We start from the raw sequence: 23,849 nt of genomic DNA, 5'->3' as shown, positions 1-23,849 counted from the left end.
CTGCTGTAAACAGATAACCCATGAACGCATTCAAGCCCAGAGAAACCCTGACCGAACAAGTCGCCCGCCATATTGAAAACCTGATTGCCTTTGAACAGCTGAGATCCGGTGAGCGCATCTACGAAAGCTCCATGGCCAAAGAGATGGACGTCAGTCATGGTTCCATCCGCGAGGCGCTGTTACTGCTGGAAAAACGGCACCTGGTCCGCAACGTGCCACGCAAGGGGGCGTTCGTTACCCCGCTGGACGAGCACTTTGTACGAAGTCTCTATGAAATTCTCGAACTGTACCTGACCCACACCGGCCAAAAACTGGTGCGGCAATGGCAACCCGAGGATATGGCCCGGCTTGAGAGCCTGTACCAGCAAATGAAGGACTGCTACCAGAAAAACGACCTGATGGCGTTTCTGGAACTGGGCATTGAATACACCAAGGCGTCACTGGTGTACGCGGACAACTACTTTATTGTCTCCGCCATCGACGATCTCTGGCCCTCGGCCAAACGCTGTGCGTTTGTGGCCTTTCGACGGGGCGGCACCCAGGTGCTGGAAGACAACCTGGTGCACATGGAAGAATCCATCCGCGCCATTGGCAACCGTGACGAAGCCGCCCTGGCCGACATCCTGCACCGATATGCCATCCAGCAATGTGAACAGGTTCTGGCGGCCATCAACGCGGGCTGATCCAGGCGCTGGCTGGCGGTTCAGTAGAACAGCTGGGTAAACGAGAAGCCGATGTTCAGGTAGGCCGTCCAGTTATCCTCGTTATTATAGGCAGCGGCCAGTTGCACTGGCCCAAGCAGGGTATCCACGCCAGCAAAAGCACTCCAGGACCGCACCGTGTCACCCCAGCTGGCATCACGCATACTGTCCCAGGCATTGCCGGTTTCAAAACCGGCGCCGGCAAACCAGGGCATGACCGGACCACCAAACTCCCGCCGACCGTACACAGACGCCAACACGGCGTCGTTGCCGGTAATTTCCCCCGGGGCATAGGCCGAGAGCTGGCGAAAGCCACCCAAGCGGGCGGCGTTTTCAATACCGGCATCACCGCTGAAAATCTGGCGGGTATACAACAGCCCAGTCAGGTTAAAACGCTCCCAGGTGCCCGTACCCAGCAGCATCGCCGTCACGCCATCAAAGTGCCGATCTGAACCGAGATCTTCCCGCTCCACCCGCCCGCGGATCCCGGCAAAGGCGCCGGATTTCGGGAAGAAGGCATCGCTCAGGGAATCGTGCACCAGCTGCAGGCTGACATGCCCCTGGTGGACATTATCGGCAGGTGCAACCGGAACGCCCACTTCGTCCTCTACCGTGGCGTAGCCACGGACGTAGGCCAGCCGGACTTCACCGTTGCCTCCCAGCTCCATACCCAGTGCCAGGTCCACTTGCCGGAAGGTGACATCCACTTCCGAGATGCGCCGCCCCTGATCGTAAATGCTGTAATCGTCCCGGCGATACTCCACGCCGACAACGGCAAACCGGTCATAGCCGAAGGTCAGCGGCTGGTACCACTGGCTTCGGACCCACGGCTGGGTTCCCAACTGAACGCCGGTCAGCCATTCGGCGCCCAACCGGTTCAGCTCGGTCATGCGCAGGCCGGCTGCCAGGTTGAAGCGGGTATTTCCCTCAAAGTTATCTTCATAGTTGAGCCCGAACGACAGGTAATTCGGTCCCCAGCTTTTCTCCCGCGCCCTTATCACAAGGACCGGCCCCGCTTCCGTGGGCGCCAGTGACCAGCCCACGGATTCGTAATAGCCAAGGCCATAGATACGCTTCAGGTCTGCCTCAAGCTCCGGTACGTCCAGCACTTGCCCCGGTTGCTGGCGAATCCGCTCCCTCAGGAAGTCCGTCGCCAGACGCTCGCCCTGGGCGATCTCAACCCGAACCACAGGCCCGGGCACCCAACTGCCTGCGGCACGGCGCGACTGGTACGCCACCCACTGTTCCTCCGACACCGACAGCCGGTTCAGGGCAACCGCATGCTCACGGGCGGCGGTGGCACCCAGTTCAAACAGCACCGGCGCATCGTAAAAATCGGCGGAGCCAAAGCCTTCGAGGTCCGGGTGCACCAGCACGTCCTGCTCGGTCAGCAGTGCCAGTTGGGCATCGGTATTCCTGCGGGTTATCAGGGTAGTCAGTTGCCCCACCACCGAGAAAGCCTCTCGCAATTGATCGGCGCTCATCATCGGATCGGTGATATCCACGGCAATGACCACATCCGCGCCCATCTCCCGAGCCACGCTGACTGGAAGATTGTTGGCAACACCTCCGTCCACCAACAGCCGACCATTGCGCTCAACTGGCGCGTAAACGCCCGGAATGCTCATACTGGCCCGAATCGCTTCGGCAAGATTACCGTCTCCGATGACCACCTCTTCCCCGGTTTCAAGGTCGGTGGCCACAGCTCGGTAGGGAATGGGTAACTGGTCGAAATTTTCAACCAGGGCGGCATTGCGGGTGAGTTCATTGAGGATGAAACCAAGATTCTGCCCGGTCACCAGGCCGCCGCCCAGGTGCACACCCTGCGTGCTGACCCCCAAGCCCGGCACCAGTGGCAAACGCCAGTCGTCCTGTTTGCGCCGGACCGGCTTGAACGCCCGGCCGGGATCGTCGCGGAAGCTGGACAACCAGTCCAGTTCCAGAAACCGCTGCTCAATCTCGGATACCGACATGCCCGAAGCGTAGAGTGCCGCCACGGCGGAGCCGGCACTGGTGCCCACCACCACATCCACAGGCACCCGCATTTCTTCCAGCACCCTCAGAACACCCACATGGGCCATGCCTTTGGCACCGCCACCGCTGAGCACCAGCCCAACTTTCGGGCGTTCGGAGGGTTCCGACGCCAGTACTGGCGCCCACAACAGGGGCGCCAGAATGAACAGCAGAAACAGATAATACCGCCGGTCAGGCAAATCCCGGTCAGCTCTTGTCGCGGTGTTTGTCATCGTCGGCCAGGGAAAGGTGGGAAACGTCCGGAACCATCGGCGGTGGCAGATCTCGTTTTACGCCCAGATCGGAGCCAGGAGGCGCCAGGCTCCAGTCATCCAGGTGCTCGAACATGGGCGCTTCCGGGTCTTCATGTTCCACCAGGGTGACACCCACCGGGTCCAGGGTCAGGCCCGAGCCCGCGAGGATATCATCCACTTTGTCACCGGCCACCGGCAGGCGATCTCCGGGTTCGGTCGCCGGCACGTTGCCCTCAGAGGCCGGTTTCGGCGGGGCCGATGGTGCTTCAGTCTCGGCTTGCTTATCAGCCTGGGAAACCGGCGCAGGTTTCGGTGCCGGGGCCGCAGCCTGAGCAGCCCCGACCATCGGTTGTACATGGGCAATCATGCCATGCTTGCGCAGTACCGCCTGGTACTTCTCTGCCTGAACCTGTTCCAGCTTGTTACGAATAACAACGGGCTGGCCACTGAACATGCGGTCCAGTTGCTCCACGCTGGCCTTGAACAGGGCCCGGGCGTTGTTACGGGCAGTCTCAACATCAGTGCCTGGCGCGCACTCACCCTTGAATACAAGCTGGAACATGACTATCCCTCTCACTTTCCCAATGGTTCTGGCTCCATGATAGCGGAAAACCAGCTCTGCGGCAGGCAGGCAAACACCCCGCAGCGCGGAATTATGTCCAAAATGCAAACAATTGAAAAATACCGGGAATCAATGACGAAATTTTCAACACTCTCTGCAATAATCAAACGTAACCAAACTTTACACTTGGTAACATAGAAGTTGTCTCATCCGTTTTCGGGAGTGCTCGTTATGCGCACCAGACTATACGCCTTCGCATCCGCGGTTGCGTTATCGATGCCAGCCAGCCAGGCACACGCCGAAAATCTTGACGTTTTGATGAGCCAGGTTTTTTCCAACCAGGAAGCCACCTACATCGGTTTTGAAAGCGTGGAACGGGAAGACATCCCGGAACAAGCCGCCGTCGACCGTAAATATCTGATCGTCGACTTCCGACTCGCTGAGCAGAATCCGGAAAGTGAGCAGCTTCAGGCCAGCGTCCACAAAGTCTGCATGACCCTGCTGAAAGACAGGGCGCTGGTTCGCTCCCTGTCAGACTCCGGGTACGACATGGTGTCAGTGGCGTTTGACCGCAAATCCCAGTTCGACTGCCTCTAAGCCGCTGGTCAGCTCAACGCTGGCCCAGCAATTTGGGGAAGGCTTCAAGGGCCGTATTAACCGCATCCAGATTGAACGCCTCTACATCCGCCAGCAGTTTTTCGCCGTAGCTGGTCACCGACGGCGAACGATGACGCTGCCCCCATTCAACAATTCGTAGCGCAAAGTCTTTCATCTGTTCCGGGTCGCCGCTTTCACGAACATCCTGCCACTGGTCACCAAAGTCCTCCGCCAGCTTCTCCCGAAGCCAGCCTCGCTCCTGCATACTCATGGTCTGGGCCAGCAGCCGCTCGGCTTCCTCCGGCGTCCCGTCATCTTCCGCCTGCTCTACGGTAGCCTCAACCCGGGGCAACACGAGAGTAAAGGTGGACCCAACATCCGGTTCACTCTTTACCGTCAGCTCACCGCCCATCATTTCCACCAGCTTCCGGCTGATGGCCAGACCCAGGCCGGTGCCCCCGTATCGCCGGGAGCTCTGACCTTCCTGCTGCTCAAAGGCATCGAAAATACGGTCCTGCTGATCCGGCGCAATGCCAATGCCGGTGTCGGCCACGGTCACTTTCAACCGGTAGTAGCGGATATCCGCGTCCTTACCGGTCGATTCCTCCAGTTCTTTGGCCACGGCCCGCACTGTCACTCCACCCTCATGGGTGAACTTGATGGCATTGCCCACCAGATTGAACAACACCTGGCGCAACCGGGTTTCATCCAACATCATTGCCGAGGGCATGCCAGAGCCTACGCTCACCTCCAGGGTAATGCCCTGCTCGGTCGCTCGCAGATCAAAGATATGCCGGACATCGCTGAGCAGCCGGCGAACCGAAACCGGGCCGAAGTCCAGGCGCATCTTGCCAGCCTCGATCCGTGACAGGTCAAGAATGTCGTTGATCAGCATTAACAGGCTGCGGCTGCCAGCGCGGATGGCGTTCAAATAGTTGCGCTGCTGGGGATCAGTCACCGAGTTGTAGAGCAGATCGCTGTAACCAATGACCGCATTCATCGGGGTTCGGATCTCATGGGACATATTGGCCAGGAACTCACTCTTGGCCCTGCTCGCCGTTTCCGCCTCCCGGGCCAGGCGTTCGGCCTCAAGCTTGGCCGCTCGCAGTTCATCTTCACTGCGACGCAAGGCATTCTCGGACCGAATCCGTTCATCCACTTCCAGCGACAGCTTGCGGTTCCAGTAGAGGAAAATCAGTACCACCACAATGGCAATCAAAATGATGCGCCTGACCACCGTGTAGTCGGTTTCCTGTTCGATATCCAGGTGTATCCAGCGGTTATACACCGCCTCGGTTTCCGATGCCGGCAGGCTGCTCAGGGCCTTGTTGAGGATGCGGTGTAAAACCGGGTTGTCCTTGCTGACCGCCAGCCGCAGGTCATATTGATAGGGCGTGATGCTGGTAATCCGCAGGTTCGACAGGCCCAGTCGGGCAACCGTGTAACTCACCGCCGGAATATGCGTGACCATCACATCCAGGTCGCCGTTGGACAGCGCCAGAAGCCCGTCTTCCACGGTTCTTTGCGGGTAAAGGTCCAGGTTTGGATGATTGATTAACAGATAGTCATGGCTGGCCTGGCGATTGACCACACCGACCCGCTCATCCCGCAGCTCCCTAAGATCACCAATGAACCGGCCAGTATCCCGGATGGCCAGGGCAATCGGTACCGACACATAGGCCCGGGTGAACAGGAATTCCTGTTCGGTTCGGGGGGTGCGCGACATGCCCGGCAGAATATCCACTTCACCTGCCTTCAACATGTCCTCGGCCGACTGTCGGGAGCTCGCAATCACCCGGTTGAAGCGAACATCCAGGTTCTCCTCCAGGCGTTTGACCAGGTCAGAGGCAAGGCCCGCCGGGCGGCCGTCCTGCTCGAATTCAAACGGTGGCCAATCGCCACGCATACCCACTTTCAGCCCGGGATGACGCTTCAACCACTCAAGCTCCGAAGCGGTCAGGGCCACGCCACGTCCCTCAAGGGCTGGCATATTCGCCTGCAACCAGGACTGGCGAATATCCCGGTGCTCGTTGTGACTCAATGCCTGAACGGCCCGGTCAAACACCCGGAAAAGGCGGTCACGGCTGGTCGGTACCTGCAACACAACATCCACCGGGCGATTGTCCAGCAGAACGGCCAGACCGATACCATTGATCATTGCGGATTCAAGGTAATCCGAGACCACCGGTACCGGTCCGAGGAAGGCGTCGGCTTTGCCGGACAAGACCAGGCTGATGGCCTCCCCCAGACTGGCGACGGGCACCGGAGAAAAGTTATCAATCGGGTCCAGCAGTGGGAACTGGTTGGGATCGCCACCAATAATCGCGACGTTGGCAGATTCCAGATCCGACAGCGTCCGGTAGGCGGCATCACCGGCATTCACAAAGATCCCATAGGTCAGCGACATCATCGGTGAGGTGTGCCGAAGGCCCGGGATCACCGGCGATCCCGGAATGCGGGTGGTCAGAACCAGGTCGGCATCGTCGCCCTGGTCGACCGCCATGAAAGGCTCAACCGGCACGCCAAGCTTATCTGACACGCGAGCGAGATAATCAATCCAGATACCCGCCAGCGCACCCTCACCGGTATCGAACACCAGCGGCACCTGGCTCTGCCTGACAGCCACCCGGAAGCCTTCCTGCTGGCCCAACCACTCCAGATCTGCAGCGCCCAGAACCGGCGCCGGCGACGCCTGGGGCGGTTCCGCCCACACGACCCCTTGAATCAGGACAAACAAGAGGCCATACAATAACTGTGGAAGAGACTTCACTGGATATCCTCGGTGGTTCCACTACATTTCAGGGAACAATACCTGCAAATGAGGAAGATTTCATACTGCCTCACCGCACACAGGAGAAGCCTGTCTTATGGACACCAGCAAACACACTCTAAGCGTCCTTTTTCAGCAGCTTGGTTTGCCATCAGATCAGAAAAGCATGGAGAGTTTTATCGCCCGGTATTCTCCACTGCCTTCGGAAATTGCCATCCAGGACGCCCCTTTCTGGTCCGAAAGCCAGTCGCAATTTCTTGAGGAGGGCCTTGAGGAAGACAGCGACTGGGCCGAGATTATTGATGAACTGGACGCCCTGCTGCGGCACTGATCGGCGCCGTCAATCCACCATGACCTGATTGCGGCCGGCATCTTTGGCCTGATACAGGGCCCGGTCGGCACGATCAAACACGGTATCTTCGGCATCACCATCCCGGAACTCTGACACGCCGGCAGAAAAGGTGATTGAAACCGGCTTGCCGCCAAAATGGAACGGCAGTTTTCCGACATGCTCACGAAACTGCTCTACCACGTCCCGGGCAGCCTCCAGCCCGGTCTCTGGTAACAGCAACACGAACTCCTCACCACCGAACCGGGCGATGAAATCCGTGCTGCGCAGGCGGCTTTTCATCTCCCGTGCCACCAATTGCAGTACCCGGTCACCGGCTTTATGGCCAAAGGAATCGTTGATTTTCTTGAACAGGTCAATATCAATCACCGACACACTGAGCGGGTGTCGGTAACGCTGCCAGCGGTTGTATTCGAACGATAGCCGCTCCTGCCAGGCTTCCCGGTTGGGCAGCTGGGTAAGCAGGTCAGTCATCGCGCGTTCCCGCTCCCGGCGAACCTGCGCCTGCATCTGCTCGGAATGAGCCTCCATGGCAGCGACCTTCTCCTGCATGGCATTGAGTTGCTGCGCCAGCATTTCCTCCCGCTCGGCATCCCGCGTGCAGAATCGTTCCAGAGCACCGCCGATGAACTCCAGTCGCTGGCTCACAGACTGCTTGAGGCTCTGCAAGTCCTGACTATGTTGAATGTCCTCGGATACTTTGCTCAACTCCGACCGGATTTCCCGGTCCAGCGTTGCGGTATCATCGTGCCTGGAAGCGTAGGCATCGGACTGTTCCGAAAAGTGCTGGCGCAGGGTTTCCAGGCGCTCGTCCAGCCGTTTGAGGAATGTCTCGAACTCCCGCTGGCTGCGGGTAACCGCCTCGATCACCAGCTCCGCCACCTGATTCAGGCCTTCCCGAAGGACCTCCCAGTCGTTGCTCGATAACAGGGTTTGCTGAAGCGTCCTGGCCTGCGACTCCACCTCTGGCTCCAGGCTGACCTGGTTCAACAACAGCCCCAACAACTGGCCTACACGGCGGGCGATTCTGAGCCGATGCCCCTCTTCAGCGATATCATGCTCACTTCCCCTCGGCTCCGCCGGCGCGACGGCCGGTGTGTCGGCCTTTGGGCCCTTTGGCTCGGCTTCATCAAGACGGGTAATGGCTTTGTCAATCTGATCCTGCAGGGTTTTCCAGGCATCGATATCGAACTTTTGCTTGCGCAGGTCGGATCTCAGGCGATTGAGCAGGTTATCCAGTTCCGGAGTCTGGCCTTCCGAGGCGAGGCTGGTTCGCACCAGCATGCGCTCAAGCACATTGCGCTCGGCTAACCACTGTTTTTCGCGCTGCTCTGCCTCGTCCAGTTCCCGAAGATACTTATCCTTCCAGGACTCCTCAGATGCCATGAAACACTCCCTCAAGAACCGGTATGATCATTGTCGTTGCGATTGATATGGTTGGTCGAACGTCGACGCGCCCGGGGATGACTCTGATCGTACACCCGGGCAAGATGCTGAAAGTCCAGATGAGTATAGACCTGTGTGGTGGCGATGTCCGCATGACCAAGCAGTTCCTGCACCGCACGCAGGTCGCCGCTGGACTCCAGCATATGGCTGGCAAAGGAGTGCCGCAGCAGGTGCGGATGCAAGCGCTGGTCGGCACCCTGCACCATGCCCCAGCGAGCCAGGCGGGCCTGGATACTGCGCTGGCTCAGGCGACCGCCCCGCTGGCTGACGAATACCGCAGTTTCGCCCTCGTTAGCCATGGCTGCTCGGTGCGCCAGCCATTGATTCAGAGCCGCGACGGCTTTGCCGCCGACCGGCAGAATGCGCTCCTTGTTACCTTTACCCAGAACACGCACCTCCCGGCCTTTCAGGTCCAGGGCGGGCAGGCTCAGGCTGGCCAGTTCTGCCAAACGGAGGCCCGAAGAGTACATCAGCTCGAACATGGCCAGATCGCGGATTTCCAGGGGGTCGTCGGGATTGATGTCCAGCAGCTGGCTGATCTGGTCAACGTCTGCCACCTTCGGTAGCCGGCGACCGCTCTTGGGGGCCCGGACATCCAGAGCGGGGTTATCCCGGGCAAGCCCTTCCCGAAGCAGGAACTGATAGAAACGCCGAATGGCGGACAGATGCCTGGCAATGCTCCGGCCGCTTAAACCGTCTCTGCTCAGCCGGGCGACGTAGCGGCGGATGTCATGAATGGTCAGCTCTGACCAGGCCGGGATGTCAACTTCGATCAGCCAGGCGACCAGGCGATCAAGGTCTCGTTGATAGTGATCACAGGTGCGGGGGGAATGGCGCTTTTCGGTGGCGAGATGCCGGACAAACGCAACCACCGGGGCGGCCATCGCCTCGGGTGGTCGGGTGTCCGTCGCCAGTCCGGTCACCCCTGGCCGCTCTCCACAGCCAGACCAGACACCGGGGCATCTGTGCGATAACGATCAAGCATGGGGGGCAGCAGCCGGCTCAGGGTATCGCTGATATAGCTGAGAAACAGCGACCCCATGCTCTGATCAAAATAACCCTGCTCGCAGCTGCCGACAGCAAATACGCCAACCAGCCCCTCATGACGCAGCGGTACCAGGGCCACCGAGGCAATCGGTTCATCCCGGTCCGGGAACAGGAACTCCCGCTCGCTTTCCCGGAACTGGCCGCACACCGCACGGTCACCCTCCAGCAACGAGCCCAGACGCTCCCGGGCCTGGACGGAGTTGACGATGTGCAGGGCGCCCTCGCCTTTCTCCGGCTGCGCCGAATCACTGAACAGCAGCACCGAGGCAGCATCCAGGCCAAAATCGCCGCGGATGCTGTCATCGACGGCGGCGGCTATATCGTTGAGTGACCTGGCTTCGATCACCTGCATCAGCAACCGTTTGCTTTTCTCGAACAGCCGGTCGTTATGACGGGCGATCGATACCAGCTCCACCAGTTCACGGCGAAGGGTATCCCGCTGCTCACGGAACAGATGAACCTGGCGTTCCACCAGCGAGATGGCCCGGCCACTGTCGTGGGGCAGAGTCAGGCTGCGCAGCAGTTCATCCTGATCAAGAAAAAAATCAGGATTGGCGCGAAGATAATCGGCCACCTGCTCCCGGGTGAGTTCGCCGGCCTTCTGGCGGGCCGTTTGTTCTGTCATCGTGTTCTCCTGAGCCGTCAGGACCTTGTTTTAGTGGTTCGGGAACTTCTGCGACGCCGGGGCTGGGGATCGCCCGGCAGACGAAGCTGCCCTTCAAATACCGTTTTAGCGGGACCTTCCATCATAACAGGGGACCCATTCCCCTGCCATTCGATCACCAGCCGGCCACCCCGCAGCTCCACCTCCACCCGGGTATCCAGCAGGCCTCGCAGCTGGCCGGCCACCACCGCAGCACAGGCTCCACTGCCACAGGCCAGGGTTTCTCCCGAACCACGCTCAAATACACGCAAGCGGGCATGGCTCCGGTCGACGATCTGCAGGAATCCGATATTGGCCCGCGCGGGGAACCGGGGATGCTTCTCCAGCATGGGCCCAAGGGTGGCCACCGGCGCCGTGTCGACGTCATCCACCACCAGTACACCGTGGGGATTGCCCATGGAAACCGCCGACAATTCCACGCTCTGGCCATCGACATCGACGGTGTACACGGTCTTCTGACAGTCCGCGGCGAAGGGAATGGCGGGCGGATTGAGTTCCGGCACGCCCATATTGACCATCACCAGGCCATCCTTGCCGATTTTCAGCTCGATCACGCCCTTGGCAGTCTGTACCCGGATCACCCGCTTGTTGGTCAGGCGCTGGTCACGCACAAACCGGGCAAAGCAGCGGGCGCCGTTACCGCACTGCTCCACTTCCGAACCATCGGCATTAAAAATACGATAGCGAAAATCCACATCAGGCAGACCCGGCGGTTCGACCACCAGCAACTGGTCGAAGCCAATACCAAAGTTCCGGTCCGCCAGCTCCCGGATCAACTCCGGGCGCAGACGGAAAGGCTGGCTGATGGCATCCACCACCATAAAGTCGTTCCCCAGCCCGTGCATCTTGGTAAACCGGAGCAACGGCCCCTGGCCCCGTCTTTGCGGATTCATTTCTTGCTCCCCGTTCATTCCGGCAGGCAACTTTCAGGGCCAAGCTGATCGTCCAGAGTCTCCCGGCGGCGCACCACATGCACCTGATCGCCGTCAACCATCAACTCGGGCGGGCGGTTACGCGTGTTGTAATTGGACGCCATAACGAAACCGTAGGCACCGGCTGACCGAACCGCAAGCAAATCGCCCGCCTTCAGCCGGAGTTTACGATCCTTGCCCAGAAAATCGCCGGTTTCGCACACCGGCCCGACCAGATCCCAGGCTTTTTCCTCGCCATCCTGATGAGGCTGTACCGGGATGATGGCCTGCCAGGCGCTATACAGTGCCGGGCGGATCAGGTCGTTCATGGCGGCATCGATAATGGCGAAGTTACGATGCTCGGTGCACTTCAGAAACTCCACGCGGGTCAGCAATATGCCGGCGTTGGCGGCAATGGAGCGGCCCGGCTCCATGATCAGTTCCAGCTCCCGATCACCCAGCCGCTCGGCCAGTGCCTTGACGTAATCCGCTGGCTGCGGGGGCTGTTCCTGATTGTAGGTCACTCCCAGGCCGCCCCCCATGTCCAGATGGCGGATATGAATGCCCTGGTCCGCCAGGGTATCGATCAGCACCAACACCCGGTCCAGGGCATCCAGAAACGGCGAGACTGACGTCAGCTGGGAACCAATGTGACAGTCCACCCCATGGACATCCAGATTCGGTAACGCTGCGGCACGGGCGTAAACCTGAGGGGCCTCGGCGATATCGATACCAAACTTGTTTTCCTTCAGTCCGGTGGAAATGTAGGGATGGGTGCCGGCATCGACATCCGGGTTCACCCGAAGCGATACCGGTGCCCTCACGCCCAACTCTCCGGCCACTTTGTTCAGGCGGTCCAGCTCGGTGTCAGATTCAACGTTGAAACAGCGCACGCCCACTTCCAGCGCCCGCTTCATTTCCCATTCCTGCTTGCCAACGCCGGAGAACACCACCCTGGCGGCATCGCCACCGGCGCGCAGCACCCGCTCCAGCTCACCGGCAGAGACAATATCAAAACCGGCGCCAAGTCGCGCCAGCACATTGAGCACCGCCAGGTTGCTGTTGGCCTTCACGGCATAGCACACCAGGTGCGGGCGGCCATTCAGGGCGCTGTCATAAGCCCGGTAGTGGCGCTCGAGGGTGGCCCGGGAATATACGTAAGCCGGAGTGCCAAAACGCTCAGCGATTGACGCCACCGGAACATCTTCGGCGTACAGTTCGCCATTGCGGTAATTGAAATGATCCATGTTGATCCTGACTATCTGGATGGGTTACTGCCAGGGTTGGCCGCTCAGCGTTCCGGCGACTCATCGGTGTCGGCGCGCTCATCGACCTGACCGGACCGGGCCGGATCTGCCTGCGGCACGTCCCGGTACAGTGGCCCCTTCTGGCCGCAACCGGAAAGCAGCAGCAACAATAGCATCGAGAGCGCCCACGGCCGGCGAGATGGTCCAACCTGCATACCCATACCCCTGAGTGAATAATGGCCGAAGTATACCCGACACCCGCCCCTGATCGCGAGGGACCCGATGGCTTACGGCAGATAACTGTTGAGGGCGTCTTCGAGCCTGGTACGGTAATACAGTGACTGACCGGTCTGGATATCCCGTTGATACAATTGCGGGTCCAGATCATGGGGCAGGTGCAGGTCGGTGAGATACACCGGATAAGACTCACCACTTTGGCGCAGTGAACGGATGTAGTGGGCGACGGCGGGAATCAGCCGGTCCCCGTATTCCTGCACACTGAATTCCTGATCGTTGCAGTAGATATCGAACCGCAGTGTGCTGTCGCCCTGCTGAACACCGACGGCCTGAACCTCCAGGCCCGAAAGTGGCACCATGGCGCCCTGATAGGGTCGGAGTTCAGCCATCCAGCGGCCGTCGCGGCGCACCATTTCATAACAACGGATACCGCCCGCCGGGTCCAGGTTATCTGCCTGGCGCAACAGGCGCCGTTCCACCAGGTTCTCCAGGAAACGCATTAACGGACCAAGCAGGTGGTTGCGGTGCCCTGCCCGGACCGAACGGGTCCACAAACTGCCATGCTCATCGACAACCCAGAGCTGGCCACGGTCACCCTGAAGCAACCAGAACACCTGAATGTTCCCTGCTTCGGCCGCCGCGCAGACCGCCTTTAACACCGGCTCTTCCCGCAAGGCATGGCGGTCCGGCACTATTGGCAGATACCGATCCTGAGGCTGCAACAGCGCTGCCAGCAGAGCTTCACGACTGTCCAGGGCGACAAACCCCGGTTCCCGTCCGCTGAACTGCAGCAAGAAATAGCGATGATCCATCTCGATGATGTAACGCAAGGGGTGCGGCCCGGTGCCGCCGGCAAAGAACTGGCGCAATACATCTGCGAACAACTCCCGTACCCGGCGTGCGATGGCGCTGCCGTGCCCTCTGCTGGGGGCCGCCACGCGAATTTCCGGCAGATCGGCCGGGTTGATCGCCACCTGAGCCAACACGTTTTTCAGGCACTGGATCAGGGTATCGCCGGCGGCGTAGTGCTGCAGACTGATCTCATGCCAGCTGTTCAGGGTAATCTGATCAATGGTCAGCACCAGGTTATCGCGACCGCCGCTGAACCCCAGTGAATCGGAACGGGCACTGAGCTTGTGCAGCCCACGTTCGGTCAGGTGGGCTTGCGGGTCCACAGCCACGTTAATCAGCAGCAGGTTTTTCAGCGGGCGCACGCCTCGGGACAGCGCTTCCCGGGGTGCCGGAGCCATGGGCATGGGCAGAAAGCCAGACAACACCTCCACAATGTCTTTCAGCTCGGCCACCGAGGCGACACTCTTGCCCGCGCGCACGTTCAGCCGGGTTGATCGGTGCAGCAGGCCATTGCAATAACACCACACCAGCAGTTCCGCCAGATTGCCTGCACGGCGGATCACCGGTTGCCAGAAAGCATCCGAGGGATCTTCAAGATCCCGGTACAGCAACCAACCGTCACCTTCGCCGCCCTGCTCGGACTGGTGGTGAAACGACAGGTTTTCCTCGGCCAGCGACGGCACCAGGCCCGGGTTAACCAGTTCGATCTTGCCTGCCTTGCGCTGAAAGGCGGCGTAGAGTTTGCGACCCAGCAGGTTGATGTCATTGGCGCTGATGGCCGCCCGGGTCTGCTGTTCCCGGGCCATGCGGGACAACAGGCGGTAACTGTGGGTAAGCTCCGCCACGATGTTCCGCCTGAGACCGGTCACCTCTTCAGCCCGCCAGCGCTGGCGATCATCCAGGGCACTGAGGCGGTCTTCGCCCCATTCCCACTGCTGCACCAGCTGTCGTAGCAGATCGATTCGCCATTGGTCACCCGCCATGCCAGCCCGCGTGAGGGGCAATCCCGCCTTCAGGTACAAGCTCCGGCGCACCAGGTCCAGGCGTTCCGGAGCACCACTGGTCAACAGCCATTGCTCCAGGCGCTGATACAGCATGACGTAGGGGTCCAGTACATCGGCACTGGTTTGCCCCTGATACACCGCCTGTTTGAAGCTGGCGGACAATAACGGCTGGGCGGTATCGGTGGCGTAACACTCAATCAGAAACAACTTGAGAATGGCCTTCCAGGGAGCATCAATGCCTTTGTAGAGCTGCCAGATACCGGCGCCGGGGAACTCCTCATCCGGAATCGACGGCACGGCGCCAAAATCAATGTACTCGCTGGCCTTGATGAACCGGCACTCCAGCAAACGCCGGCGGCACTCCCCATAGTCCGCCTCGGCCTCCGACGGAATCAGCCACCAGAGCGGATACCGCCCAGCCAGATGGATGCTGGTCCGGTAGAATTCATCCAGCAACAGAAAGTGCTGGGCACTGCCACAGTTCTCTCCGGTGACCTCGGCCCGCTGCCGGCCGGCCCGCCAGTCAGCGGCCGAGAAGACAAACACGTGAAGCTCAACGCCCAGCGTTGCCGCCCATTGCGAGAGTTTTTCGGCCTTGCGCTCCAGGCTGCGGATGCCCTGTTCAGGCAGATCATCCCGATGACAAAGCCAGGCATCCAGATCACTGGCAACCGAGTGCCCAAGGGTGCCGGGGCTGCCCATCAGGAACAGACTATCGAGATCGGCCTTGCGAAGCCCTTGGTCGCGAACACTGAAACTTCGGGCAAAACGGCGCGCGGAATTCAGCACATCGTTACCCGGCGTATAGCCGGCCAGGCCCTGGGGGCAGCTGCCATCAAGATAGCCCGGTAAAGCGGGATGATTCAGGTGAAACGCCAGCGGTAACAGTTCAAGCACCACCTGCTGCCGGTAAGTCAGGGCGGAACATGCCCGTTCCCAGCGCTGACGATTGACCAACAGAAACCGGTCCCGCAGCCGCCGCAGGGTTTTTCGGTCAATGCCGTCCTCAAAGTCGAGAACGATGGGCGGTGCGAGAACAGTCAAGAGGGCTCCGGCAAGTGGTTATTTTCGGTCAGATAGTCAGTATGATGAATGAATCGTGGCAAAACCGGTAAAAAAATAAAAGGATGACCCGTTTTCGGTAAACATCGGAACCGGCACCTCCTGAAGAGGCACCTGCGCTGTGAAAGAATTCATTATTCAACGTTATCGGCCGGATCTGTCCGGACCTGTCATTCAGCCAACCCTGCTGCGGGTAGACGACGATGGCCGAATCGCCCACGTCGACCGCCATGCCGAGGCCATGTTCGGCTACGACGCCGGGGCGTTGATCAGACAGCCGGTGCAGCGCATTCTCGCCTCCCGGCAGGACGATCCCTTTGCCCCGGCCCACCGACACCACCTGGACAACGGCCAGACGGTGCTGGTGACCTTCCGCCACAAGGATGGCTTCTTTTTTACCGCCATTCTGGGCTTGCGCATGGAAATGCGTGATTCAGACCAGGCCGCCAACGCCACCATTTCCCTGAAAGACAGCGGCGACATGGACGGCCGCCTGTTACGACTGGCAGAACAAGGCGCGGGTTTCGGGCTCTGGGAACTGGATATGACCTCCAATGAGATTAGCTGGTCCGAGGGCATGTACCGCTTGCTGGAGTTGCGCCCCGGGACGGAGTTGTCACCCGAACAGGCCTTGTTCTACTGCCAGGTCGGCCAGAACCGCGTGCGTGCCCTGTTCCGCCGTTGCATGCGCACGGGCCGCCCGTTCAGTATGGAGCTGTCGGTATTGACCAGCCGGCAACGTCTGCAACGAGTCATCCTGTCGGGCCGCGCCCTGAAAAGCGGCGGCCGGATCCAGAAGCTCGGTGGCGTGATGGTCAACCACAGTGAAGCCATGCTACACGACCACGCCCGGCAGCAGGCCCAGAGGATACTGGAAGCAACCGCCAACGCCACGCCAGACCTCGTGGTCGCTGTCGACACCAGCCTGAACCTGTTGCATTTCAACGCTCCCTGGGCAGAACAGTTCCGAAACGCCTTTGGCGCCGAACCAAGGCCCGGCGACAACCTTAAAACCCTGCTTGCCGACTTTACCAACGAACGGCGCATGATTGAGCGCCTGTGGCAACGGGCCTTTGACCGGGAGCACTTCGTGGCCGAGATGCCCCTGAACCGCCAGGGCGAAGGCCTGCCGGTCTACGAATTTCATTTCCAGAATATCCAGGGCCTGCAAGGCGAGGTGGTCGGTGCCGTCCATGTTGCCAAAGATATCAGCAATCGTGTCCAGCACAGCGGCAGCGGCGACTACCGGATGCGCCATGACCCGGTAACCGGATTGATGAACCGGCGCTCCTTTGTCGAGCATCTGGAACGGGCCATGAAGCATAAGCGCAAACGCCAGTCGATGGACGGCTTACTGCTGCTCGACCTGGACAGTTTTGAACAGTTCAACGAACAGGCCGGCAGTGGCACCTGCGATCGGTACCTGCGTGAACTGGCCGGCATGCTCGGGCTGCGGGTGCGCCAGCGGGACGCCCTGGCCCGGCTGTCCGGTGACACCTTTGCCCTGTTCATAGAAAACTGCCCCGAACCCAGAGCCCGCAAGATTGCCGAGGAGATCCGGGAGCAGATTGCCCAGTTCCAGTTTGAATGGCAGGGCAGACAGTTACAGACCACCGCCAGCGGCGGCCTGCTGATTCTCGGAACCGACGCTCCGCTCCAGCCTGAACAACTACTGACCCAGGCCGCCGACCTGTGCCATACCGCCAAGACCTCCGGGCGCAACCGTATCCACACCACCCAGGCCCTGCCCGGCGAGTTGGCCAATCGGGGCACCGACCGCCAGCTTGAACAGCTGCATCAGGCCCTGGATAACGGCCAGCTGATTCTGGAGTTTCAATCCCTCAAGCCGGTGGCCAGCGTCACCTGGGGTGACCACATTGAAATCCTGTGTCGCATTCCGGGTACAGGCGACGACTCGCCCCTGCTGCCAGAACAATTCCTGCCGGTGGCAGAGCGGTTTGACCTGGCCAAGCGCCTGGACCGCCAGGTTATCCGGCAGACTCTCCAGTGGCTGAGCCAGCATCGACTGTTGGAGCCAAGGCTGAAGTACTGCGGCTTCAACCTGTCGCTGGCCACCATTCTGGATGACACCTTTGCTGATTTCATGGAACAACAGGTGCGCCAGACCCCGTTCCAGGCCCGTTGTTTCTGCCTGGAGATCCGGGAATCCCACGCCACCCAGTATCCGGATGAGGTAGCCGTATTATGTGACGCCCTGCACCGGGCGGGGTGCCGGGTTGCCCTGGAAGGAGCGGGGGCATCCGTGGAAAGTTACAGCCTGGCCGCCAACCTGCCGGTGGATATCATCAAACTGGACCGGCGCATCATGAACGACCTGGAACGTGATCCGGTGCAGCAGATCATGGTGGACGCCCTGCACCGTATTGCCGAAACCGCCGGCAAGGAAACCGTCGCCACCTTTATCGAGAACGATGAAACCCTCAGGAAAGTCCGAACCCTGGGCATTCACTTTGGCCAGGGTTACCGGTTGTCACGGCCGCGGCCACTGGACGAGCTCAAGCCAGCGGAGGTAGAACTCAGCACCGGCCGGATAGGCGGGTAAGCGGTTGCGGGGAGCCGCCTACCAGCCCTCCATCGGGATGCCATGTTCCCTGAGGTAGTCACCGTTACGTTCGAGATAGCCTTTTGTGCGTTCCGTGAATCGGGAAGGATCACCCGGCACCTCCGTGGCCTGTATGCGCATCACCTCGATCTCATTGCCGATCTGATTCAAAATCCAGACCACCACGGTACCGCCGGGGGCCAGGCCAATGGTCATAAAGTTCCGGGGGCCGGAATACACACCCATCGGAGTCTTGTAGGTTGCCGGCTCCCGCATTCGGTCCAGCAGGTCTGGCGGCACCTTGATTATCTTGGTGTAGTACTTCTGCTCCGCGTAGGAAAACCAATTCACAAGAATCAGTTCCGGGAAGGGGTCCACCCCGGCCCCCGCTCCGGTTGGACCATGGGGCCCCTTCCAGCAGCACCCCACGGTACCTATGGGCTGGCGCCAGCTCCGCTCACCGGTCTTTTCCAGAAACATGTCGGTCACCCACACTTCGTAGTGCTGTGGTGCCGCTATGCTGATCATCCAAAGTGTGTCGTCTGCTTTCGACCACGCCGAACACCCGCTGCCCAACAGGGCCATGGCCACGATGCCCATGGCCAGAATCTTCTGAATCATTATTCGCCCTCTGTCTGTGGCTAAGCGACGGGGCAGCCTACCAGCCCTCCATCGGGATGCCATGTTCCCTGAGGTAGTCACCGTTACGTTCGAGATAGCCTTTTGTGCGTTCCGTGAATCGGGAAGGATCACCCGGCACCTCCGTGGCCTGCATGCGCATTACCTCGATCTCATTGCCAATCTGATTCGAAATCCAGACCACCACGGTACCGCCGGGCGCCAGGCCAATGGTCATGGTATCCCGGGGGCCTGAGCGCACATCAACCTGGGTGACATAGGTGGCCGGCTCCCGCATTCGGTCCAGCAGGTCTGGCGGCACCTTGATTATCTTGGTGTAGTACTTCTGCTCCGCAAAGGAGAACCAATTGACCAGAATCAGTTCCGGGAAGGGGTCCACCCCGGCCCCCGCTCCGGTTGGACCATGGGGCCCCTTCCAGCAGCACCCCACGGTACCTATGGGCTGGCGCCAGCTCCGCTCACCGGTCTTCTCCAGAAACATGTCGGTCACCCACACTTCGTAGTGCTGTGGTGCCGCTATGCTGATCATCCAAAGTGTGTCGTCTGCTTTCGACCACGTCGAACACCCGCTGCCCAACAGGGCCATGGCCACGAGTCCCATAGCCATAATCTTCTGAATCATCATTCGCCCTCTGTCTGTGGCTAAGCGACGGAGCCGCCTACCAGCCCTCCATCGGGATGCCATGTTCCCTGAGGTAGTCGCAGTGCTTCTCGAGATAATTCCTGGTTCCTACCTCAAAATCATCCGGATCACCCGGCACCTCCGTGGCCTGCATGCGCATTACCTCGATTTCGTTGCCAATCTGGTTCGAAATCCAGACCACCACGGTACCGCCGGGGGCTAGGCCAATGGTCATGAAGTGCCGGGGGCCGGAATACACACCCATCGGCGTCTTGTAGGTTGCCGGCTCCCGCATTCGGTCCAGCAGGTCTGGCGGCACCTTAATTATTTTGGTGTAGTACTTCTGCTCCGCAAAAGAGAACCAATTGACGAGAATCAGTTCCGGAAAGGGGTCAACTCCGGCTCCCTTACCACGGGGGCCATGGGGCCCCTTCCAGCAGCACCCCACGGTGCCAATGGGCTGGCGCCAGCTCCGCTCACCCGACTTCTCCAGAAACATGTCGGTCACCCACACTTCGTAGTGCTGTGGCGCCGCTATCCTGATCATCCAAAGTGTGTCGTCTGCTTTCGACCACGCCGAACACCCGCTGCCCAACAGGGCCATGGCCACGATGCCCATGGCCAGAATTCTCTGAATCATCATTCGCCCTCTGTCTGTGGATATACTTGGCGCTCCCCGGAAGGCTCTGGTGCGTGGGGATGCACTCCGCCTAACTTCGCCGGCATTCCCGCCACCAGGGTATCTATGCTGTTGTAGTGAGCCGAGTAATGGATATAGCGTTGGAGTAACAGGTTCTCGTGTTCCGTGGTCACTGAGGGGGCATCGCTCCCTTGTACAACCTGTTCCAGAACTTGTTGCAGGATGGGCTTCAGTTCCTCTGGCAAGGTATTGTTGGCTTTCCTGGTATCGACATCTTGCAGCGGTGCACCGCTATCAGTGGCCAGCCGATGCATCAACCTCAAGGCCACCTGCGAGTACTCCCCCTGCACCTGGCGCAACATCCGCAACACCAGCTCCACCCGCCCATCCGGCGCCGGGTGCTCCTGGCGCCGGGTAACAATTTCCAGCCGGGCTGGCCCTTCAGGGCCCTGGTCTTTCGGCCATGCCTGCAACTGTTCGGATTGCCGTACCGGCAGGTTGTAGGGGCCTATCCAGCCTTCTGCCTCTGCCTGTTTCCGTTTGGCCTCCAGGTTGTCCCACTGCAGGGTTTTGTCCGGCCAGCGCAGCCGGTCGCGAGGTACCTGCAGCCTGGGGCTTAACAGCACGTCCTCGCGCTGGCTGTCGCCGTAACCACCGCCAATATCGGAATGAACACCTGGCAGGGCGATTTCCCGGAAGTTGGCCGGCATGCTGCCGTCGCGGCTTTGCAGACTGTTCAAAGCAAAGTTTCTACGGTGCTCATGGGCCGCTGTGAGGTGCACCGCATGGCCCACCCTGTCCGGATCCAGGTACAGCTTCACCGGATGATTGCGGTTGTTATGAGCCGATAAATCACCAGCAGCCGGGTTAACGATGGCGGCCACGGAATCGAATAGTCCCACGAAGCGAACTTCTACCGTCTCCGGCCAAGGAATATGGTTCTGAGCCAGTATCTCGGCGAGCAGACCGCTTTCCCCCTGATTAATCTCATGCGCAGCGTGGCGGGCCGCAGCAGCCCCCCCGGCTGAAGCCGAACAGGTCGAGGGTTAACCGATCGATGGGCTTGTCTTGTAAGGTGTCTTTAGCCTGCTGGGCCAGTTGAGAGAAGGCATAGGCCACCTGCGGGATAATGCCAGCCTCCCCCATGCCGGTGGCTGCGCTATACAGGTCATCATCATCACCGGTCTTGGTGCCCGCCCCAGGAGCATAGATACTGAACCGGTAGGTGCTGGTACCATCCACCTCTTTTTCTTCTTCGATGTACAAATCCCACAACTTGGCCACATTGCTGGCCGCGTTGGCGTAACTGTCTCCCACCATCAGGCCCATCCGCCACTCACACTCTTCCCGGCTGATGGTGTTATTCTCGTAGGGAATCAGGCACTCCTGCTCCAACTGCTCAACGAAGGCCCGGGTATTGGTGGCATTGTTCATAGTGCCATCGGTAAACAGGCCCACCTCCAGGTGAATTCTGGGGGAAGGTGCCTGGGCTGAGTCCGCCCTGGTGTCTTCGTCTGCTGGTGTTGCCACCGCAGGCAGCGGAGCCACCGATGCAGACGCCCCCAGGGGCAGGGTCAGCCGGTGGTTATCCACATTGCCCTGCGCCGACTGTTCCCGGCGCTGACACTGCCGGTAGTGCATCGAGAACATATTCACTTCCAGCGCCCCAACCCCCCAGGGGTCGGATTCGCGCAACTGATCGGGGGTCACGCCGCATTCGTTCAGTTGCGCCACGGCGCTCTCAATCGCCGAAGGCGTGTATATCCAGTTGTCATTTACCCGCCACCGGCCGCCGGCAGGCAGGCTGTCGTCTGGCTGCCAGGTCACCAAGGGAGAGAAGGGTCCATCCCAGCCTTCACAGACCAACATCAGCTCACCGTTTTTCACAGTCCGTTGGACAGTCTCGGCTATATTGCCTCGGTCACGGTAGTCGTACCTGAATAACGAGTGCATGTTTGAACGAACATGGTCGTTCTCTTCAACCAGGCGCCTGGCCTTATCGGCGGCGAAAAAGGGGGTTTCAACGAGGGGGAGATCACAGGCTCTCAGCTCCGAGGGCCTGACCAGTTTCATGAAGCTCATCGTCAGCATTCCTTGTTGACGGTAGAAGACGGGTAAAAATGTATCGGCAATCCTAGCCGATATTTCGTATTTATGACAAAACCGCACTTCACGGTTTTGTCATAAATTTTCTACGCTGATCAGTCTATGACACACCCATGGACTACACCAGCCTTAGCCCCTTCCGGGCGCGGGCCACCGCCGCGCGCACCTGGCTCGGTGCGGTGCCGCCCAGGTGATCACGGGCCTGCACGGAGCCTTCCAGGGTCAGCACGTCAAACACATCCTCACCAATCACGTCGGAGAACTGCTGCAGTTCTTCCAGGGTCATATCGGACAGGTCACGGCCTTCGGCCACACCAAAAGCCACGGATTTGCCGACAATCTCGTGGGCATCCCGGAATGGCACGCCTTTCTTGACCAGGTAATCGGCCAGATCGGTGGCGGTAGAGAAGCCCCGCTTGGCCGCTACCCGCATGTTATCGGCCTTGGCTTCGATCGCCGGAATCATGTCGGCGTAGGCCTTCAGGCAGCCCTTGATGGTATCGACGGTGTCGAACAGCGGCTCTTTATCTTCCTGATTGTCCTTGTTGTAGGCCAGCGGCTGGCTCTTCATCAGGGTCAGCAGGCTGATCAGGTGGCCATTGACGCGGCCGGTCTTGCCGCGCACCAGCTCTGGCACGTCCGGGTTTTTCTTCTGGGGCATGATGGAGGAACCGGTGCAGAAGCGGTCCGGCAGGTCGATGAAATCAAACTGGGCCGAAGTCCACAGCACCAGTTCTTCACTGAACCGGGACAGGTGGGTCATCAGCAGGGCGGCAAAGCTGCAGAATTCGATGGCGAAGTCCCGGTCAGACACCGAATCCAGGCTGTTTTCAGTGGGCCGGTCAAAGCCCAGCAGTTCCGCGGTCAGGTTACGGTCGATCGGATAGGTGGTACCGGCCAGGGCGGCAGCGCCCAGGGGCATCACATTCACCCGCTTGCGACAATCCTGCAGGCGATCGGCATCGCGCACCAGCATCTCGTACCAGGCCAGCAGGTGGTGGCCGAAGGTGACCGGCTGGGCGGTCTGCAGGTGGGTGAAGCCGGGCATGATGGTGTCCGCTTCGCGCTCGGCCAGGTCCAACAGGCCAGCCTGCAGGCGGGCCAGTTCCTCGGCAATCACGTCGATTTCGTCCCGCAGGTACAGGCGGATATCAGTGGCTACCTGGTCGTTACGGCTGCGGCCGGTGTGCAGCTTTTTACCGGTAATGCCGATGCGGTCGGTCAGCCGGGCTTCGATGTTCATGTGCACGTCTTCCAGGCTCACAGACCACTCGAAGCGCCCGGCCTCGATGTCTTCTTTAACGCCTTTCAGACCATCAATAATCTGGTCTCGCTCAGCGTCGGTGAGCACACCCACTTTCGCCAGCATGGTGGCGTGGGCGATGGAGCCGGTAATATCATGGTGATACAGGCGCTGGTCAAAACCGACCGACGCCGTGAAGCGTTCAACAAAGGCGTCTGTGGGCTCGCTGAAGCGGCCACCCCAGGGTTTTTCGGAGGATGTGGTCTGGTCAGACTTTTTCTGATCCGTCATGGTCTATCTTTCCTGCTGACAGCCCGGCA

The 23,849-nt window shown here is 60.0% G+C and carries 20 protein-coding genes; 4 read left to right on the top strand and 16 right to left on the bottom strand.

Going from position 1 to position 23,849, the window contains the following annotated elements; genetic code table 11:
- The first annotated feature begins 20 nt into the window (after nt 1–20).
- On the top strand, nt 21–683 hold the full coding sequence (locus tag FIV08_RS02000; protein ID WP_152437192.1) for a GntR family transcriptional regulator: 663 nt from the start codon (nt 21–23) through the stop codon (nt 681–683).
- Nucleotides 684–703: 20 nt separating this feature from the next.
- Here the strand turns inward: FIV08_RS02000 and FIV08_RS01995 are convergent, their stop codons facing one another.
- Both FIV08_RS01995 and FIV08_RS01990 read right to left on the bottom strand, forming a co-directional pair.
- The gene (locus tag FIV08_RS01995; RefSeq protein WP_228715478.1) at nt 704–2,914 is read right to left on the bottom strand and encodes a patatin-like phospholipase family protein; all 2,211 of its coding nucleotides are present in this window, start codon (nt 2,912–2,914) and stop codon (nt 704–706) included.
- Nucleotides 2,915–2,921: 7 nt separating this feature from the next.
- On the bottom strand, nt 2,922–3,530 hold the full coding sequence (locus FIV08_RS01990) for a hypothetical protein (RefSeq protein ID WP_152437190.1): 609 nt from the start codon (nt 3,528–3,530) through the stop codon (nt 2,922–2,924).
- Nucleotides 3,531–3,761: 231 nt separating this feature from the next.
- On the opposite strand from FIV08_RS01990, the gene FIV08_RS01985 reads away from it, so the two are divergent.
- Entirely contained in the window at nt 3,762–4,127 is a 366-nt protein-coding gene (locus tag FIV08_RS01985) for a hypothetical protein (protein WP_072678634.1), read from the top strand.
- 13 nt (nt 4,128–4,140) lie between these two features.
- Here the strand turns inward: FIV08_RS01985 and FIV08_RS01980 are convergent, their stop codons facing one another.
- Nucleotides 4,141–6,897, bottom strand: coding sequence for an ATP-binding protein (locus FIV08_RS01980; RefSeq protein ID WP_152437189.1), 2,757 nt, complete (start codon nt 6,895–6,897; stop codon nt 4,141–4,143).
- 97 nt (nt 6,898–6,994) lie between these two features.
- On the opposite strand from FIV08_RS01980, the gene FIV08_RS01975 reads away from it, so the two are divergent.
- Entirely contained in the window at nt 6,995–7,228 is a 234-nt protein-coding gene (locus FIV08_RS01975) for a DUF2789 domain-containing protein (protein WP_061332527.1), read from the top strand.
- 9 nt (nt 7,229–7,237) lie between these two features.
- Here the strand turns inward: FIV08_RS01975 and FIV08_RS01970 are convergent, their stop codons facing one another.
- The 7 genes from FIV08_RS01970 to FIV08_RS01940 all read right to left on the bottom strand — a co-directional run bounded on the left by FIV08_RS01970 (nt 7,238) and on the right by FIV08_RS01940 (nt 15,698).
- Complete coding sequence (locus FIV08_RS01970) at nt 7,238–8,632, bottom strand: GGDEF domain-containing protein (RefSeq protein ID WP_152437188.1); 1,395 nt, start codon at nt 8,630–8,632, stop codon at nt 7,238–7,240.
- An 11-nt stretch (nt 8,633–8,643) separates the two neighbouring features.
- Nucleotides 8,644–9,576 (bottom strand): tyrosine recombinase XerC, encoded by a 933-nt coding sequence (xerC, locus tag FIV08_RS01965; RefSeq protein ID WP_152439571.1) that lies wholly within the window; start codon nt 9,574–9,576, stop codon nt 8,644–8,646.
- A 35-nt stretch (nt 9,577–9,611) separates the two neighbouring features.
- Nucleotides 9,612–10,364 carry a DUF484 family protein gene (locus FIV08_RS01960; protein WP_061332525.1) on the bottom strand — a complete coding sequence of 251 codons (753 nt, stop codon included), beginning with the start codon at nt 10,362–10,364 and terminating at the stop codon, nt 9,612–9,614.
- Between the two features lie 17 nt (nt 10,365–10,381).
- Entirely contained in the window at nt 10,382–11,296 is a 915-nt protein-coding gene (gene dapF, locus FIV08_RS01955) for a diaminopimelate epimerase (RefSeq protein WP_152437187.1), read from the bottom strand.
- A 14-nt stretch (nt 11,297–11,310) separates the two neighbouring features.
- On the bottom strand, nt 11,311–12,561 hold the full coding sequence (lysA, locus tag FIV08_RS01950; protein ID WP_061332524.1) for a diaminopimelate decarboxylase: 1,251 nt from the start codon (nt 12,559–12,561) through the stop codon (nt 11,311–11,313).
- 44 nt (nt 12,562–12,605) lie between these two features.
- On the bottom strand, nt 12,606–12,776 hold the full coding sequence (gene lptM, locus FIV08_RS01945) for an LPS translocon maturation chaperone LptM (protein WP_228715477.1): 171 nt from the start codon (nt 12,774–12,776) through the stop codon (nt 12,606–12,608).
- A 72-nt stretch (nt 12,777–12,848) separates the two neighbouring features.
- Nucleotides 12,849–15,698, bottom strand: a complete 2,850-nt coding sequence (locus FIV08_RS01940) for a class I adenylate cyclase (RefSeq protein ID WP_152437185.1) — start codon at nt 15,696–15,698, stop codon at nt 12,849–12,851.
- A 139-nt stretch (nt 15,699–15,837) separates the two neighbouring features.
- Between FIV08_RS01940 and FIV08_RS01935 the strand changes: the two genes are divergently transcribed.
- Entirely contained in the window at nt 15,838–18,279 is a 2,442-nt protein-coding gene (locus FIV08_RS01935) for an EAL domain-containing protein (RefSeq protein ID WP_152437184.1), read from the top strand.
- Between the two features lie 18 nt (nt 18,280–18,297).
- On the opposite strand, the gene FIV08_RS01930 is transcribed toward FIV08_RS01935, so the two are convergent.
- The 6 genes from FIV08_RS01930 to argH form a co-directional block, all read right to left on the bottom strand.
- Complete coding sequence (locus tag FIV08_RS01930) at nt 18,298–18,900, bottom strand: DUF2931 family protein (RefSeq protein ID WP_152437183.1); 603 nt, start codon at nt 18,898–18,900, stop codon at nt 18,298–18,300.
- A gap of 37 nt (nt 18,901–18,937) precedes the next feature.
- Complete coding sequence (locus FIV08_RS01925; protein WP_323847460.1) at nt 18,938–19,543, bottom strand: DUF2931 family protein; 606 nt, start codon at nt 19,541–19,543, stop codon at nt 18,938–18,940.
- Between the two features lie 34 nt (nt 19,544–19,577).
- Nucleotides 19,578–20,183 (bottom strand): DUF2931 family protein, encoded by a 606-nt coding sequence (locus FIV08_RS01920; protein ID WP_323847459.1) that lies wholly within the window; start codon nt 20,181–20,183, stop codon nt 19,578–19,580.
- Nucleotides 20,180–21,082, bottom strand: a complete 903-nt coding sequence (locus FIV08_RS19790) for a phospholipase effector Tle1 domain-containing protein (RefSeq protein WP_267313115.1) — start codon at nt 21,080–21,082, stop codon at nt 20,180–20,182. The genes FIV08_RS01920 and FIV08_RS19790 overlap by 4 nt, the downstream gene beginning before the upstream one ends.
- 85 nt (nt 21,083–21,167) lie before the next feature.
- The gene (locus tag FIV08_RS19785) at nt 21,168–22,262 is read right to left on the bottom strand and encodes a hypothetical protein (RefSeq protein ID WP_228715476.1); all 1,095 of its coding nucleotides are present in this window, start codon (nt 22,260–22,262) and stop codon (nt 21,168–21,170) included.
- A 142-nt stretch (nt 22,263–22,404) separates the two neighbouring features.
- The gene (gene argH, locus FIV08_RS01910) at nt 22,405–23,820 is read right to left on the bottom strand and encodes an argininosuccinate lyase (protein ID WP_152437182.1); all 1,416 of its coding nucleotides are present in this window, start codon (nt 23,818–23,820) and stop codon (nt 22,405–22,407) included.
- Nucleotides 23,821–23,849 lie beyond the last annotated feature (29 nt).

This window comes from Marinobacter sp. THAF197a (genome assembly GCF_009363275.1).
Taxonomy (GTDB): domain Bacteria; phylum Pseudomonadota; class Gammaproteobacteria; order Pseudomonadales; family Oleiphilaceae; genus Marinobacter.
The sequence above is the reverse complement of the archived record's forward strand: the minus strand, read 5'-3'. Positions and strand labels throughout refer to the sequence as shown.